Origin of the sequence: Bacillus sp. Root920 (assembly GCF_001429445.1) — a bacterium.
Lineage (GTDB): Bacteria > Bacillota > Bacilli > Bacillales > Bacillaceae > Bacillus > Bacillus safensis.
This window is the reverse complement of record NZ_LMJV01000001.1, coordinates 928,661-943,078: the sequence shown is the minus strand read 5'-3', so window position 1 is coordinate 943,078 and position 14,418 is coordinate 928,661. Positions and strand designations below refer to the sequence as shown.

Below are 14,418 nucleotides of genomic sequence, written 5' to 3'. Positions count from 1 at the left end.
CTTACGCTTCTTGACCAACAGTTTCGTCTTCAATTCCTAACTCTTTTTTAATCCAATCATAGCCTTCTGCTTCTAGACGCTGCGCGAGTTCTGGTCCGCCAGATTTCACGATACGACCTTGCATCATGACATGAACGTGATCTGGTGTGATGTAGTTCAGCAGACGCTGATAGTGAGTGATCATTAAGCAACCGAAGCTTTCGCCGCGCATTTTGTTAATTCCTTTAGAAACAACTTTCAAGGCATCGATATCAAGACCAGAATCGATTTCGTCAAGGATGGCGATCTTTGGTTCAATCATCATTAATTGAAGAATTTCGTTGCGTTTTTTCTCCCCGCCTGAGAAACCTTCATTTAAGTAGCGCTGTGCCATATCTGGGTCCATTTCAAGGAACTCCATGTTTTCGTCCATTTTGCGGATGAATTTCATAAGAGAGATTTCATCGCCTTCTTCTCTGCGTGCGTTAATTGCAGAACGAAGGAAGTCAGCATTTGTAACACCGCTGATTTCAGATGGGTATTGCATCGCAAGGAAAAGACCAGCTTGAGCGCGCTCATCTACTTCCATTTCAAGGACATCTTCGCCATCAAGCAAGATGCTCCCTTTTGTTACTTCATATTTAGGGTGACCCATAATGGCAGCAGATAAAGTAGATTTACCTGTTCCGTTTGGTCCCATTACTGCGTGGAATTCTCCACCTTTTATCTCGAGGTTTACACCCTTTAAGATTTCTTTCCCTTCAATCTCAACGTGCAAGTCCTTAATTGTTAATGTCGAAGCAGTCATATATCGATACCTCCAAAATAATCATTATTCTCAATTTATTCTCATTCTAATTTTATAACAAATTAAAACTGAATACAACACATTCACGATAAGCGTGAGAGGATGCTCTCAAAATTCTAACAAAAAAAGCAGGTAGATAAAAGGATTTATGTCGAAAAGACTGTTTTCATAAAGAAAGGGCGGGAAACTGTTCTCCCCGCCCCTCAGCTATTATTAGCCTCTTATATTCATTTTTGCGAGCTGTCTTTTCTCATCTCGATAGGACTGCTCTCGTTTATATTCCACTTTCATCCTTAAGTCATGGTCTCTTTCGTACTCTGCATAGCTCATGCCATGAGCTTGATGCATGGCCTTTTCCATCTCGGCGGTATAATCCAATCCCAGTGTACTATGGTCCGAACAAATAATAAACCATTCCCTTCCTTGAGTGTAGCTTTATTGTAGCAAACGTATGCGGCTTCACTCAAAAGGGATATGACACCTTATGCTGGCATATTTTCTCACACAATCGGATGAGAAGCGCTCAACTCCCTGAGATGGAAAAATACCGTGTTTTGCTTCCCTTAATGCGTCTGTCCTCCAAATTCATCAATACATTGCTGAACGACAGTGATTCCTTGGCTTAGTGCTGCCCCGCCGCCAAAAGCTGCCGCCACGCTGACAACCTCCAGCAAATTCTCTTCTGTCGCCCCTTGATCGAGCGCTCCTTTTGTATGATAAATCATGCAGTATTCATCCTGCGCATGAATACTAATACCGAGGGCAATCATTTGTTTTTCCTTTTGCGTTAATGAATCGCTTTGGAAGCACTGCTCCGTAAATTCATTGAATTTCTTTCCAAACACCGGCATTTTCTTCTGGAATTCACCCATTGCGGTTTTATAATCAGTCAGTGATTGCTGCATGGATCCGCTCATATGCTGTTCATTCATCTTGATTCCATCCCTTCAGGTCATTTGTACGTTTTTATTATGAGCGAGATTTGAAAAAATACACAAAAAACCTCGCTTTGATGAAAGCGAGGTTGCAGATTATTGACAAAGGGCTAAAATGATCTTTATTTTAGCCCTTTGTCTTCTTTTTTCAGCGTGATAGAAAACCTTTGCAGTCTAGGAAGGACGAGTACCGGAGCGGAGCGAATTGAACATTCGTGAGCACCGGCACGCAGACCTGACACCGAATGCGAGGGTTTGTCTACACGTTGAAACCTCGCTTTGATAGAAGCGAGGTTAAAATGTTGTTATTCAGATACAGGCAATACTGCACCGTCATATTTTTTGTCGATGAATTCTTTGATTTTATCAGAGTGAAGAACTTCCATTAATGTCTTGATCTTATCTGATTTTTCGTCACCTTTGCGAACCGCAACGATGTTTGCATATGGGTTGTTCTTTGTTTGCTCAAGTTCGATTGAATCTTTTTTCGGATTCAATTTATTTTGGATCGCATAGTTTACGTTGATAAATACAGCATCGCCTTCACTGTTTTCATAAGCTTTCGCCGTTAATTCTGGTGCGATTTTTTTGAATTTTAGGTTCTTTGGGTTTTCTTTAATGTTCTTTACTGTTGCGTTGATTGTATCAACCTTTGGATCAAGCTTGATGACACCAGCATTTTGCAGCAGGGCAAGCATACGGCCTTGTTCAGCTACGTTGTTTGTCATGATGATTGTGCCGCCGTTTGGAATATCTTTTACTGATTTGTATTTCTTAGAGTAGATACCGAAAGGCTCAAGGTGAACCGCACCAGCACTCACTAGGTTATAATCTTTATTTGATTTATTTTCTTCGTTTAAGTAAGGGATATGTTGGAAAAAGTTCGCATCCACTTCTTTTTCAGCTAACGCTTTGTTGTACATTTTATAATCGCTAAGCACTTTCACTTTTAAATCGTAGCCTTTTTCTTTTAGAAGTGGTTTTGCTTCTTCAAGAATTTCGGCATGCGGCGTTTTTGAAGCGGCAACCGTAATGGTTTTGCTTTCACTTGCGTTATTAGATGAACCGCACGCAGCTAAAATACCTGCAAATGCTAGAAATAGTGCACTTAAAATCAATTTCTTCATGAATAAATCCTCCCTTAACGTTTATCAATTTTATTTGTAATCAAATCACCGATTATCTGAATAATAAAGACGATGATGAGAATAAACACAGTAGCTACAAGTGTGACATCTGTATTACCAGATTGGTACCCTTCCACATAGGCGAGGTCACCAAGTCCGCCTGCTCCAATTGCACCTGCAATCGCAGTAGAGCCAATCAGAGCAATTGCTGTTACGGTAATACCTGAAATAAGGGCTGGCAATGATTCTGGCAGCAATACTTTGAAAATGATTGTCGACGTTTTTGCTCCCATTGATCGTGCTGCTTCAATGACTCCTTTGTCTACCTCACGCAGTGCAATTTCGACAAGACGTGCATAGAATGGAGCTGACCCTATGACAAGGGCAGGGAGTGCTGCATTTGGGCCAAGAATCGTATGCATTAAGAATTTCGTGAACCCTAGTAATAGAATAATTAAAATGATAAAAGGAATCGATCTGAAAATGTTGACGACAGCGCCGATGACAGCATTGATCGGTTTATTTTCCCAAAGACCGCCTTTTCCTGTAAGGAAGAGCAGGAGTCCTAGGATAATCCCGATTGCAAAGGCAAATGCCAATGAAATCAGTGTCATATACACCGTTTCACCTGTTGCACTCCAGATGACGTCTAAATCAACGTTCGGAAACCATTTCTCAAACATGTGTCATCACCTCGATTTCAACCTGTTTGCTTTGGATATAGGCGATGGCTTTTTCTACCTCAGTCTCTTCTCCATTAATGTGGATAAAGAGTGTTCCAAACGCGCCTTCCTGCGTTTGAGAAATCTTCCCTTGAAGAATGTTCACATCGACATTGAAGGATCGAATGATTTCAGTGATCAGCGGCTGCTCGGCAGAATCTCCAATAAAGGACAACCGTACGACCTGACCTTCTTTTACTCGTTCTAAGACGTGCTCGATTGTTTCTTTCGCTTCCTCTGGTTCTGCAAGCTGTTTCACAAATCGTTTCGTCATTTCTTCCTTCGGTTGTCTGAAGACGCGTAATACTTCGCCTTCTTCGACAATGCGTCCATTTTCCATGACCGCAACGCGATGACAAATTTTGCGAATGACGTGCATTTCGTGTGTAATGAGCACAATCGTGAGCCCTAACCGTTTATTGATATCCGCCAAAAGCTCAAGGATCGAATCAGTCGTTTGCGGATCTAGCGCAGATGTCGCTTCGTCACATAGAAGAACCTTTGGATCATTCGCTAATGCTCTCGCAATGCCGACACGCTGTTTTTGCCCGCCGCTTAGCTGAGACGGGTATGCATTTTCTTTTCCTTCTAAACCGACCAATTTAATCAGTTCATTCGCACGCTCTCTCCGTTTAGATGTCGGTACACCTGCGATCTCAAGCGGGAACATAATGTTTTGTCTCACCGTTCTTGACCAAAGTAAATTAAAGTGCTGGAAGATCATGCTGATTTCTTGTCTTGCTTTCCGAAGTTTCGCATTCGATACTTCATTGATCCGGTTGCCTGCCACTTCAACAATTCCTTCTGTTGGCAGCTCCAGACCGTTTAATAGGCGAATAAGCGAGCTTTTCCCTGCACCGCTATACCCGATAATTCCGAATATTTCACCTTTATCAATATCCAAGTTGACGTCTTTCACGGCATCAACATTTCCGCTTTTTGAATGGTACGTTTTTGATACATTCTGTAAATGGATCACAGTCTGATCACCTGCTTTCTTGCTGAATCTATAGGTTTCCATCACATACGTTATTTATTCTTCTTTCTGTCATGACTCTAGCCTGGCACCAGGTCAGTAAAAAAGACCTAACTGCAACGCAAGCAGAAAGGCCTTTTATGTCAATTACGCCTTTCTCTCATCTTTCAAAGCGCTGCGGCTTTGAGTGAATTGGCACCAATTTCAGCTATGCTGACGGTTGCCGGGTTTCATAGGGCACGTCCCTCCACCTCTCTTAATAAGAGAAAATATGTTGTTTTATGTGATGTTCATGTTTTTACTAACGTAGGATATCATGCTACCCGAGATATGTCAACGCTGTAAATCGCTAATTTCCAAGTAAACAACTACGTTATCATTTTTCGAAAAAAACCGTTCGTCAGCCAAAGCACTGCCTCTAGTCTAAGGAGCGCACGGAATGACCCTTTCACTTTGACTTGTCCTCTGCTGATTAACTGCTGTAAGGACATATCTCCATCTAATAATTGTAGAATCTCTTTCCTCTCACCATAAAAGATGAGATCCGATAACTCAATTGCAGGTAGTTTCTTCACTTCACCACGTTCATCCACAATCAATGTACAAGAGTCAGTTTCCGCCTCAAATGTAATCTTCAAGGATGATGATGAGAGCAGCGGCTTTAATAATAAACGCTGCCCTGTGTTACCATGGGCTTTCACATTTTCCACATGTATAACCTCCCTGTCATTTGGTTATACATAACATTTCTCTACAAACATCTTCTTGTCCTTTATAAATAACTCGACAAATTTTCAAATGAATTTCTTGAAATATGACAAAAAACCGCTTTATTTAGCGGTTTCAATCATTTCATGAAGATATGGAACTGAGTGAAAGGCATAGCCTTTTTGCACCAATTCACCTTTTTTAAACAGGAGAAAGCAAGGAACACTCTCGATTTCAAATGCTTTCGCAAAGCCTGGTGAATAGTTTAAATTGTTTTCGTAAAATGGTACATCCGGCTGCATGGCGTCTACGACTGCCAGCATTTTCTTTGCCAGCTGGCATGTTCCGCAAAACGGTGTATATAAGTATAAAAGAAATAAATCGTCCTCTATCTCCGTGAATTCGTGTTCTTCAATTTCTTTCATATACGTCCACCCTCATAAATATTTCGAATGAACATCAATGTTTGCAGCTAATAGGATAGATGCAATGTGGGCTGACGGTGAAGCGGCCACTTCGCGGTACGTTCTGTCGACAAAAAGATGAAGTGCTTCAGGGAATTCTTTTCGAAATTGCTTCCGCAGTTTGTCGCCTGCATCGTCACTGTCAGCTAATATGTAAACGTCTTTCCCCACTAAATCGTCCACAAGCTGATCCAGCTTCGATGTACTGATCGTGCCATTGGTGCAAATGATGGTAACAGGTTCACTTATGACTTCTTTTAGCTTTTGTTTGTCTGTTTTACCTTCTACAATGATGACCTTTTCTATCTCGACATTCATCACGATCACCCGGCCCTTTTGACGTTGATTCACTTCTTCCTTAGATTACAATCTTTCATTCAGGTTGTAAAGATTGAGCGCCTCGTCATCAAAAAGACTGCAGCTTCTGTTCACTGCAGTCTCATCTGTGATTAGCACCAGCCATTTTCATCGTCACAGTCAACATATTTTTCTGTCCCATCGGTTAATGTGTCCGTTAAACGATAAAAACGATTTTGATCATAGGAATATCCCGATTTCAGCTCATATTGGTTTTCACTAATCATCGTGCCAATCTCTTCATTTTGATGATAAAGCACCATGCCGCTTTCTTTGAATCGTCCAGTGACATGCTCTGTTATATCCACGTGTTCTTTTTGAAAAGACAAATTGGACACCCCCCATAAAGGTAGAGTGTCCAATTTCTCATGAATTAGTCTTCTTTTGTCATTTCTTCATATTGCTCAGCCGTCATTAAGTTCTCAATTTCAGAAGCATCAGCTGGTTCTACAACGATCATCCATGCTTTTTCGTATGGAGAGTCGTTGACGAATTCTGGGCTGTCATCCAGCTCATCGTTCACTTCAACGATTGTGCCATTGATCGGTGCATAAAGTTCAGAAACGGTTTTCACTGATTCTACACTTCCGAAAGGCTCGTCCGCTGTGATTTTGTCTCCTACTTCAGGAAGCTCAACGAACACGATATCGCCCAGCTCAGATTGAGCAAAATGCGTAATACCGATACGCACCTTATCTCCTTCTACTTTGACCCATTCATGTTCTTCTGAATAACGTAAATCTTTTGGTGTGCTCATTCAATACCCCTCCAGTCTTTTCTTACAATCTATATTGAAGATACCACAATCTGAATGAAAGTTACATCATTTCCAGACGCTTTTAAATGTATCTTCATTAAATCCTACCGTGACTCGTTTTCCGTCTGTTGTAATCGGGCGCTTAATCAGCATTCCGTTAGACGCGAGTAATTCTAGCTGCTCGTCCTCTGACATTGCAGGAAGTTGATCTTTCAGCTGCAGCTCCCGGTATTTTTGTCCGCTTGTATTAAAGAATTTCTTCAGCTCTAAACCGCTTTTTTCGTAAAGGGCTTTTATTGTTTCTTTATCAGGCGTCTCTTCGACGATATGTATGCTGTTGATGTCTTTATTGTGTGCTTCCAGCCACTTTTTTGCTTTTCGGCATGTACCGCAAGATGGGTATTCGTAAAAATCTAAAGCCACCATTTTCACCTCCTGCAAATTGTGACAACATTTTATCACAAAATATTTTAAAAACCTAAATGTATGCTTACAAAAAGGTGCGGAGTAATATCCGCACCTTTCAGATTGTTGACAAAGGGCTAAAATGATCTTAATTTTAGCCCTTTGTCTTCTTTTCAGCGTGATAGAAAACCTTTGCAGTCTAGAAAGGACGAGCACCGGAGCGCAGAACTGACACCGAATGCGAGGGTTTGTCTGCACGCTGAAAGGTGCGGAGTGATATCCGCACCTTTTAAGCCATCCTTATACGATATATTTCTCTGCTTCAAAGATTCGTTTTGCCACTTCGCGCTTTTTGGCGATGACATTGATCGGCGTAAATCGTGTCAGCTTGCGAAGGGCTGACAGGCTCATGCGGAGTGAATCTCCTTCCTCCATCGCAATCAAGGATTCTTTTGCATGGGCTTCAATCTTTAAGAAAGCCTCCTGCGTGAAAATTTGTGTGTAAGCAAGCTTTTGTTCATTCTTTTCTGCCCCCGTTGCAGCGATTGCCTTTTCTGTACGCAGAATCGCTGATTCAGCAGCAAAAATTTCATTGACGATATCGGCTATGTTCACAAGAATTTCTTGCTCTTTGTCTAAGGCTTTCCCGTATTTCATGGCTGCCATACCAGCCACCATTAAGGCGATCTTTTTCGCATGGGCGAGCAAATATTTTTCTTGATCGAGCGGCTGATCGCCTGGCTCTTCCGGCATCATCATCATTAGCTCTTCCTGTAAGGTTTGCGCTTTTTGAAGCAGCGGAAGCTCTCCTTTCATCGCTTTCTTCAAGAATGTACCTGGTACAAGCAAACGGTTGATTTCGTTTGTCCCTTCAAAAATCCGGTTAATTCGTGAGTCGCGATAGGCTCTTTCGACCTCGTATTCTTGCATGAATCCATATCCGCCGTGAATCTGCACGCCTTCATCCACAATATAATCTAACGTTTCAGAGCCAAGCACTTTACAGAGAGAACATTCAATCGCATATTCCGCAATGGATTGGGCAATTTGTTTGCCGTCTTTTTGCTCTTCATCACTTAAGAGCCCCATCCGCTGTTCAAATAATCCAACCGTACGGTAAACAGCACTTTCCATCGCATAGAGCTTTGCTGACATATTGGCTGCTTTTTCACCAATTAAGCTGAATCGAGAAATTGGTGTTTTGAACTGCTTACGCTGGTTCGCATATTCTGCCGACAATTGAATGACGCGCTTTGATGCACCGATTGTGCCGACTGCCAGCTTATAGCGCCCAATATTCAAAATGTTAAACGCAATCACATGACCTCTGCCAGCTTCACCGAGCAAATTCTCCTTCGGTACTTGGGCATCTTCAAGAATCAATGTTCTTGTCGATGATCCTTTAATACCCATCTTTTTCTCTTCAGGCCCCGTTTTGACACCTGGAAAATCCTTTTCGACAATAAAAGCAGAGAAGTGTTCACCATCAATCTTCGCATACACAACAAAGACATCGGCAAATGCGGAGTTTGTGATCCACTGCTTTTCTCCATTGAGGACATAATGGGTACCTGCTTCATTCAGAACTGCCGTTGTTTTTGCTCCAAGAGCGTCAGAACCTGATCCCGGCTCAGTGAGTGCGTACGCCGCAATGGTTTCACCAGAGGCGAGTCCAGGCAGGTACGCTTCCTTTTGCGCTTGATTCCCGAAGAGCACAATCGGCAGAGAACCAATACCGACATGAGCACCATAGGAAAGTGAGAAACTTCCTGCTCTAGCGAATTTTTCAGTAATGATAGCTGAACTGATTTTATCTAATCCAAGCCCGCCGAATTCCTCAGGCACATCAGCTCCAAGCAGCCCAAGCTCACCAGCTTTTTTGAGAAGCCTGACCGAATGCTCGAACTCATGGTTTTCAATTTGATCAATATGCGGAACCACATCTTGTAAAATATAATCCTCTGTTGTTTTTCCAATCATTTGATGTTCATCAGAGAAATCCTCCGGTGTAAAAATATGCTCATAATTCGTCTCATCAATTAAAAAGCTTCCACCCTTTTTTACATCTTCCAATGCTTTCATCCTGATTTCCCCCTTTAGATCAATTCAAAAATGCCTGCTGCTCCCATGCCCCCGCCGATACACATTGTGACAATGCCAAATTGCTCGTTTCGCCGTTTCATTTCATGAATAAGTGACAGCGTTAGTTTCGTTCCTGTACAGCCGAGCGGATGTCCGAGCGCAATTGCCCCGCCATTGACATTCACCTTTTCCTCATCAATTCCTAAATGACGAATGACTTGAATTGCCTGAGAAGCAAACGCTTCGTTTAATTCAAACAGTCCAATATCCTTCAGCTCGAGTCCAGCGATTTTCAGCGCACGCGGAATGGCTTCAACCGGACCGATCCCCATCACTTCAGGCGGTACACCGCCAACAGCAAATGCTCTGAATTTAGCGAGCGGCTGAAGAGAAAGTGAGGATGCTTTCTCGCGGTCCATCATCATCACACACGCAGCCCCGTCACTTGTTTGAGACGAGTTCCCTGCGGTCACCGTGCCTTTTGTTGAGAAGGCTGGACGCAATGTGGAAAGAATCTCCTCCGTTGTGCCTGCTCTCACACCTTCATCCTGTGAGAACGTGAATTGATGCTCTTCTAATTGATATTGCTCACCTACCCGTCGCTCTGTTACATCAACAGGCACAATTTCATCTGAAAATTTCCCTTCTTGAAGTGCCTTTGCTGCCTTTTGATGACTCCTCACCGCAAAGGCGTCCTGATCTTGACGTGTGACCTGATACTTTTGCGCCACTTGCTCTGCCGTGTGCCCCATGCTCATGTAGTATTCAGGTGCTTGCTCTGCCAAGAGAGCATTTGGACGAATGGAATGCCCCATCATCGGCACCTGCGACATCGATTCGACTCCTCCGGCTAAAATCGTGTCTGCCTGCCCGAGCATAATACGTTCACCCGCATAAGCGATAGATTGAAGACCAGACGAGCAGTAACGGTTTATGGTGATGGCAGGTACCGTATAAGGCAATCCCGCTAATGCCCCAATATTCCGCGCCACATTTAACCCCTGCTCTGCTTCTGGCGTTGCACAGCCAATGATCAAATCATCTATTTGACCGTCGTATTCACCGGCACGCTTTAACGTTTCTTTTACACATAATGCGCCCATATCATCAGGCCGGACATGTTTTAACGATCCTTTTTTCGCCTTCCCTACTGGTGTTCTTGCGCCAGCGACAATGACTGCTTCTCTCATTTTGACTCCCCCTTAGTTACGTAAAGGTTTTCCTTTGACGAGCATGTGCTGCATACGTGCCTGTGATTTCACTTCTCCTACAAGACTTAAAAAGGCTTCTCTTTCAAGCTCTAATAAGTATTGCTCCTCTACCTCTGTTCCAAATGGCAGTTTCCCGCCGGAAATGACATGAGCTAATTTTTTTACAATGGTCATGTCATGTTCTGAAATGTATCCTGACAGTCTCATATTTTCAGCAGCCAAAATCATTGCTGCATAGCCTGTTTCTCCCATGACCGGCACCTTTTGCTTGAGCGGCGCACGATAACCGGCTTCATCAAGAGAGAGCACCAGTTGTTTTGCATCATAGATCAGGTGATCGCCGTTCATACTGATCCCGTCACTCACGCGGAGCATGTTCATATCCCGCGCATCCTCAGCTGAAGTCGATACTTTTGCCATTGCAATTGTTTCAAATGTTTTCAGCGTGGCATCCTGTATAGCCGTCTGCGACGGCTTCGCTGATCCTTGCAGGTGACGAAGATATAACTCTTTGTTTCCGCCGCCTCCTGGAATCAGTCCAACTCCCGCTTCCACAAGTCCCATGTAAGTTTCGCTGGACGCCTGAATAGCTGCTGCCGGCAGACAAACTTCTGTTCCGCCTCCTAATGTCATCCCAAATGGGGCGGCTACGACTGGGCGATTGCTATATTTCACCTTCATCATTGCCTGCTGGAAGCGTCTGATCACAAAGTCAATTTCAAAGAAATTGTCGTCCTGTGCTTCCATTAAAATCAGGGCAAGGTTTGCGCCAACACAGAAGTTCTTCCCTTGGTTTCCGATGACAAGCCCTTTATAATTCTTTTCCGTCTCATCAACAGCGCGATTGATCATATCAATGACATCTAGTCCAATGGCATTGCTTTTAGAGTGAAATTCGAGCAAGGCGACATCATCACCAATATCGATCAGGCTCGCACCAGAATTTTTGAAGATGACGTCGTGTTTCTTTTTCAATCTAGCTAAAGATATATGTTTGTCGTTTCCTTTTTCCTGTTCATAAGCCCCGTTATGATAAAACGCTCGCTCTCCATCAGCATTCTCTTGATAGAATGTCTCGTGTCCTTTTGACAGCATGTCTTGCACCCATGCTGGAATACTGCGGCCTTCTGCTTCCATGCGTTCGGCGGCTTTTTTGACACCTATTGCATCCCACAGCTCAAATGGGCCGTGCTGCCAGCCGAATCCCCATTTCATGGCGTTATCGATAGACTGAATATCATCCGCAATTTCACCTTTTAGATGAGCTGAATAAAGAAGTACGGGCGCTGTCATATTCCAAAGTAGTTGCCCTGCACGGCCATCCTGATAAATAAGCGCTTTCAACTTTGCTTTTGCACCCTTTTGCTGTTTCGCCATTTCAATGCCTGGATCTTTTAGCTTTGTGCGTTCACCATATGTGAGCGTCACTGGGTCAAGCTCTAAAATGACCTTCCCATTTTTTTGATAAAAACCTTGGCCTGCCTTGCTGCCAATCCATCCTTTTTCGAGCATTCTTTCAATAAACTCAGGCAGCTGGAAAATCTCTTTTTCCTTTCCTTCTACCTGTTCATATACGTTTCGTGCCACATGAGAAAACGTGTCGAGTCCCACTACATCCAGTGTACGGAAGGTCGCACTTTTCGGTCTTCCAATGAGAGGTCCTGTGACAGAATCCACTTCTCCGATCGTGTATTTGTTCTCAAGCATTTCACGCACTGTGACAAGAAGTCCATAAGTGCCAATGCGGTTTGCAATAAAGTTCGGCGTGTCCTTTGCTTCAACCACACCTTTGCCGAGTACATCCTCGCCAAATGTTTTCATAAATGACAGTACTTCTGGATCGGTTTCTTGAATAGGAATGATTTCTAAGAGCTTTAAATAACGAGCTGGGTTAAAAAAATGTGTGCCTAAAAAATGGCGTTTAAAATCATCTGATCGGCCTTCTGCCATTTTTTCAACTGAAATACCGGATGTATTGCTTGATACGATGCTTCCTTCTTTGCGGTGTTCGTCGATGAGAGAGAATACGTGCTTTTTGATGCTGAGCTTTTCAGTGACGACTTCAATGATCCAGTCAGCATCGTGTAATAAGGAAAGGTGGTCTGTGAGATTTCCCGGTGTGATGTATGATAGGTTTTTTGCTGAAGTAAGAGGTGCTGGCTTTTGCTTTAACAATTTTTTCATCGCTTCTTGACTTAATCGATTCCGAACACTAGGGTGATCAAGCGTCCGCTTTTTCGCCGTTTCTTCCTTTGTCAGTTCATTTGGCACAATATCTAGCAGTGTAACTGGTATCCCAATATTGGCTAAATGTGCAGCAATGCCTGAGCCCATGACACCTGAACCAATGACAGCCGCCTTGCGAATATGTTTGCCCATAAATATCCCCCTAAACATTTTGAATGAACAGTCATTCATTTTTTGTCCAAAAAAAAGCAATGCCTCTTTCTTTATCTTAAAAGATTTTCCGAAACAGTTCAATAGCAGATTTCAAAAATTTACACATTCTCGTGTGCCTTATTTTGCGGCGTATGAATTAAAGATGAGAGGGAATTGTAAGAATGGAGGTGATGTCCACATGTCTCGTTTGAAGAAAAACCCATCGAAAGCAGGCGTTAGTGCTGCAAGTGTAAAAGGAAACGCAGGTCCATCACAGGAAGCAGACCTAGGCGGGAAAAAAACCAGTCAAAATCAGCAATATAAAAAGAATCAGTAAGGAAACAAATTCGTAAGGAGGAACACAAGTTGAACAATCAGCAAATGAATATGCCCCCAGAAGTCATTTCAGTGAAGGATTCCTTGTACTTAGAGGATATGCTCAACTGGAACTTGATCGCCATGAAAAAGGCTCATTTTATGGCCGAGCATTGCCAGGACCAAACATTGAAACAAGAATTAAATCAAGTTGGGCAAATGCATCATCAGCATTACACACAAATTCTTCAGCATTTAGGCAGCTCAGGGCAAGGCCAGTCTACTGGCTTTATGCAATAGGAGGAAAAAACATGGAACAGCAAAACCAACAAAAAATCGGGAATCCACAAACTCCGGTTCCCACAACAACCAACATGAACGATCGTGATTTTGTCACAGATCTCTTGTCGACTGAAAAATATATGACAAGTGGATACAACACAGCGCTCAATGAATTCAGTCATGAATCTCTTTATCAGGATATTCAGCGAATTGCACTGGAAACACAGAAAACACAAAGACATTTATATGATGTCATGTTCCGATATGGCTGGTATTCTGTTGAAGCCGCTGATCAGCAAAAGCTCCAGCAGGCACACCAGAAATTCCAGCAAACACTGACAGATCAATCTCCGTACGGTTCATCACAAATGTCATAAGAAAAAAACTGCCAGTCTAGAGCTGGCAGTCAATTGTTGATAAAGGGCTAAAATGATTTTTATTTTAGCCCTTTGTCTTCTTTTCAGCGTGATAGAAAACCTTTGCAGTCTAGGAAGAACGGCTACTTTTGCGGAGCGAATTGAACATTCGTGAGCACCAGCGCACAGGACTGACAAAGAATGCGAGGGTTTGTCTACACGCTGCTGGCAGTTTTTTTAACGGTCTTTATTGGCGCGGTGAGCTTCGTTCAACTGTTTGATTCGTTGAATCGTGTGTTTGATTTCTTCTTTTGCTTCTGGATACGTTTCATTGAAATGCTTTGCTAGCGGCGGCATGCTTTTTGCGATATGGGAGTAGATCACCCATTGTTTCACATCTTGTTTCAGCTCGTCTGTTGATTCACCGAGCAGCAGCTCTGTATATTTATCAAGCAAGCCTTCCAGCTTTTCATCTAATTCATTTCCCATTGATATTCCGCTCCTTTTTCAGAAAAAAGCCTGACTCTGTGAGACACAGATGTCAGGCTTTTGACA

19 protein-coding genes and 1 riboswitch are annotated in these 14,418 nt (G+C 43.0%); of the genes, 3 read left to right on the top strand and 16 right to left on the bottom strand.

What is annotated here, in order from left to right; translation table 11 throughout:
- Position 1: 1 nt before the first annotated feature.
- The 15 genes from sufC to ASE42_RS04330 all read right to left on the bottom strand — a co-directional run bounded on the left by sufC (position 2) and on the right by ASE42_RS04330 (position 12,910).
- Positions 2-787, bottom strand: a complete 786-nt coding sequence (gene sufC, locus ASE42_RS04395; protein WP_007500355.1) for a Fe-S cluster assembly ATPase SufC — start codon at positions 785-787, stop codon at positions 2-4.
- A 213-nt stretch (positions 788-1,000) separates the two neighbouring features.
- Positions 1,001-1,135: a hypothetical protein gene (locus ASE42_RS19335; protein ID WP_254965641.1), complete on the bottom strand. Its 135-nt coding sequence runs from the start codon at positions 1,133-1,135 to the stop codon at positions 1,001-1,003.
- A gap of 215 nt (positions 1,136-1,350) precedes the next feature.
- The gene (locus ASE42_RS04390; RefSeq protein WP_003212803.1) at positions 1,351-1,719 is read right to left on the bottom strand and encodes a carboxymuconolactone decarboxylase family protein; all 369 of its coding nucleotides are present in this window, start codon (positions 1,717-1,719) and stop codon (positions 1,351-1,353) included.
- 308 nt (positions 1,720-2,027) lie between these two features.
- Positions 2,028-2,849 (bottom strand): methionine ABC transporter substrate-binding lipoprotein MetQ, encoded by an 822-nt coding sequence (metQ, locus tag ASE42_RS04385; RefSeq protein WP_024426003.1) that lies wholly within the window; start codon positions 2,847-2,849, stop codon positions 2,028-2,030.
- Between the two features lie 14 nt (positions 2,850-2,863).
- Positions 2,864-3,532, bottom strand: coding sequence for a methionine ABC transporter permease (locus tag ASE42_RS04380; RefSeq protein ID WP_024423401.1), 669 nt, complete (start codon positions 3,530-3,532; stop codon positions 2,864-2,866).
- Entirely contained in the window at positions 3,525-4,550 is a 1,026-nt protein-coding gene (locus ASE42_RS04375) for a methionine ABC transporter ATP-binding protein (protein WP_024423402.1), read from the bottom strand. Before ASE42_RS04375 ends, ASE42_RS04380 begins: the two co-directional genes overlap by 8 nt.
- 154 nt (positions 4,551-4,704) lie before the next feature.
- A riboswitch (SAM riboswitch) is annotated at positions 4,705-4,813 on the bottom strand.
- Positions 4,814-4,915: 102 nt separating this feature from the next.
- A complete protein-coding gene (locus ASE42_RS04370) occupies positions 4,916-5,257 on the bottom strand; it encodes an SCP2 sterol-binding domain-containing protein (RefSeq protein WP_024423403.1) in 342 nt (113 codons plus the stop codon).
- A gap of 120 nt (positions 5,258-5,377) precedes the next feature.
- The gene (locus ASE42_RS04365) at positions 5,378-5,680 is read right to left on the bottom strand and encodes a thioredoxin family protein (RefSeq protein ID WP_025094138.1); all 303 of its coding nucleotides are present in this window, start codon (positions 5,678-5,680) and stop codon (positions 5,378-5,380) included.
- Positions 5,681-5,692: 12 nt separating this feature from the next.
- Complete coding sequence (locus tag ASE42_RS04360; RefSeq protein WP_024423404.1) at positions 5,693-6,037, bottom strand: toprim domain-containing protein; 345 nt, start codon at positions 6,035-6,037, stop codon at positions 5,693-5,695.
- 131 nt (positions 6,038-6,168) lie between these two features.
- Positions 6,169-6,405 (bottom strand): YusG family protein, encoded by a 237-nt coding sequence (locus ASE42_RS04355; protein ID WP_024423405.1) that lies wholly within the window; start codon positions 6,403-6,405, stop codon positions 6,169-6,171.
- A 44-nt stretch (positions 6,406-6,449) separates the two neighbouring features.
- Positions 6,450-6,833: a glycine cleavage system protein GcvH gene (gene gcvH / locus ASE42_RS04350; RefSeq protein ID WP_008347039.1), complete on the bottom strand. Its 384-nt coding sequence runs from the start codon at positions 6,831-6,833 to the stop codon at positions 6,450-6,452.
- Positions 6,834-6,899: 66 nt separating this feature from the next.
- The gene (locus ASE42_RS04345) at positions 6,900-7,256 is read right to left on the bottom strand and encodes an arsenate reductase family protein (protein ID WP_034623889.1); all 357 of its coding nucleotides are present in this window, start codon (positions 7,254-7,256) and stop codon (positions 6,900-6,902) included.
- 282 nt (positions 7,257-7,538) lie between these two features.
- Positions 7,539-9,320: an acyl-CoA dehydrogenase family protein gene (locus tag ASE42_RS04340; RefSeq protein WP_025094137.1), complete on the bottom strand. Its 1,782-nt coding sequence runs from the start codon at positions 9,318-9,320 to the stop codon at positions 7,539-7,541.
- A gap of 14 nt (positions 9,321-9,334) precedes the next feature.
- On the bottom strand, positions 9,335-10,510 hold the full coding sequence (locus ASE42_RS04335; protein WP_024426007.1) for an acetyl-CoA C-acetyltransferase: 1,176 nt from the start codon (positions 10,508-10,510) through the stop codon (positions 9,335-9,337).
- A gap of 12 nt (positions 10,511-10,522) precedes the next feature.
- On the bottom strand, positions 10,523-12,910 hold the full coding sequence (locus ASE42_RS04330; protein WP_056765828.1) for a 3-hydroxyacyl-CoA dehydrogenase/enoyl-CoA hydratase family protein: 2,388 nt from the start codon (positions 12,908-12,910) through the stop codon (positions 10,523-10,525).
- Positions 12,911-13,109: 199 nt separating this feature from the next.
- Between ASE42_RS04330 and ASE42_RS18480 the strand changes: the two genes are divergently transcribed.
- From ASE42_RS18480 to ASE42_RS04320, 3 genes are read left to right on the top strand one after another with little or no spacing between them, the layout of a single operon-like run.
- Positions 13,110-13,247 (top strand): YuzL family protein, encoded by a 138-nt coding sequence (locus ASE42_RS18480; RefSeq protein ID WP_003212904.1) that lies wholly within the window; start codon positions 13,110-13,112, stop codon positions 13,245-13,247.
- 44 nt (positions 13,248-13,291) lie between these two features.
- Positions 13,292-13,525 carry a hypothetical protein gene (locus ASE42_RS04325; protein ID WP_224426662.1) on the top strand — a complete coding sequence of 78 codons (234 nt, stop codon included), beginning with the start codon at positions 13,292-13,294 and terminating at the stop codon, positions 13,523-13,525.
- Between the two features lie 11 nt (positions 13,526-13,536).
- Entirely contained in the window at positions 13,537-13,884 is a 348-nt protein-coding gene (locus ASE42_RS04320) for a spore coat protein (RefSeq protein ID WP_024423410.1), read from the top strand.
- 216 nt (positions 13,885-14,100) lie between these two features.
- Here ASE42_RS04320 and ASE42_RS04315 read toward each other — a convergent pair whose 3' ends face one another.
- Complete coding sequence (locus tag ASE42_RS04315; RefSeq protein ID WP_024423411.1) at positions 14,101-14,352, bottom strand: YusU family protein; 252 nt, start codon at positions 14,350-14,352, stop codon at positions 14,101-14,103.
- Positions 14,353-14,418 lie beyond the last annotated feature (66 nt).

What these genes read in the sequence shown, in the direction of transcription:
- ASE42_RS18480 (WP_003212904.1), top strand. Translation starts at nt 13,110, where the DNA reads ATGTCTCGTTTGAAGAAAAACCCATCGAAAGCAGGCGTTAGTGCTGCA.
- ASE42_RS04325 (WP_224426662.1), top strand. Translation starts at nt 13,292, where the DNA reads ATGAATATGCCCCCAGAAGTCATTTCAGTGAAGGATTCCTTGTACTTA.
- ASE42_RS04330 (WP_056765828.1), bottom strand. Translation starts at nt 12,910, where the DNA reads ATGGGCAAACATATTCGCAAGGCGGCTGTCATTGGTTCAGGTGTCATG.
- metQ (WP_024426003.1), bottom strand. Translation starts at nt 2,849, where the DNA reads ATGAAGAAATTGATTTTAAGTGCACTATTTCTAGCATTTGCAGGTATT.
- ASE42_RS19335 (WP_254965641.1), bottom strand. Translation starts at nt 1,135, where the DNA reads ATGCATCAAGCTCATGGCATGAGCTATGCAGAGTACGAAAGAGACCAT.
- ASE42_RS04315 (WP_024423411.1), bottom strand. Translation starts at nt 14,352, where the DNA reads ATGGGAAATGAATTAGATGAAAAGCTGGAAGGCTTGCTTGATAAATAT.
- ASE42_RS04360 (WP_024423404.1), bottom strand. Translation starts at nt 6,037, where the DNA reads ATGAATGTCGAGATAGAAAAGGTCATCATTGTAGAAGGTAAAACAGAC.
- ASE42_RS04365 (WP_025094138.1), bottom strand. Translation starts at nt 5,680, where the DNA reads ATGAAAGAAATTGAAGAACACGAATTCACGGAGATAGAGGACGATTTA.
- ASE42_RS04380 (WP_024423401.1), bottom strand. Translation starts at nt 3,532, where the DNA reads ATGTTTGAGAAATGGTTTCCGAACGTTGATTTAGACGTCATCTGGAGT.
- ASE42_RS04320 (WP_024423410.1), top strand. Translation starts at nt 13,537, where the DNA reads ATGGAACAGCAAAACCAACAAAAAATCGGGAATCCACAAACTCCGGTT.
- gcvH (WP_008347039.1), bottom strand. Translation starts at nt 6,833, where the DNA reads ATGAGCACACCAAAAGATTTACGTTATTCAGAAGAACATGAATGGGTC.
- ASE42_RS04340 (WP_025094137.1), bottom strand. Translation starts at nt 9,320, where the DNA reads ATGAAAGCATTGGAAGATGTAAAAAAGGGTGGAAGCTTTTTAATTGAT.
- ASE42_RS04390 (WP_003212803.1), bottom strand. Translation starts at nt 1,719, where the DNA reads ATGAATGAACAGCATATGAGCGGATCCATGCAGCAATCACTGACTGAT.
- ASE42_RS04335 (WP_024426007.1), bottom strand. Translation starts at nt 10,510, where the DNA reads ATGAGAGAAGCAGTCATTGTCGCTGGCGCAAGAACACCAGTAGGGAAG.
- sufC (WP_007500355.1), bottom strand. Translation starts at nt 787, where the DNA reads ATGACTGCTTCGACATTAACAATTAAGGACTTGCACGTTGAGATTGAA.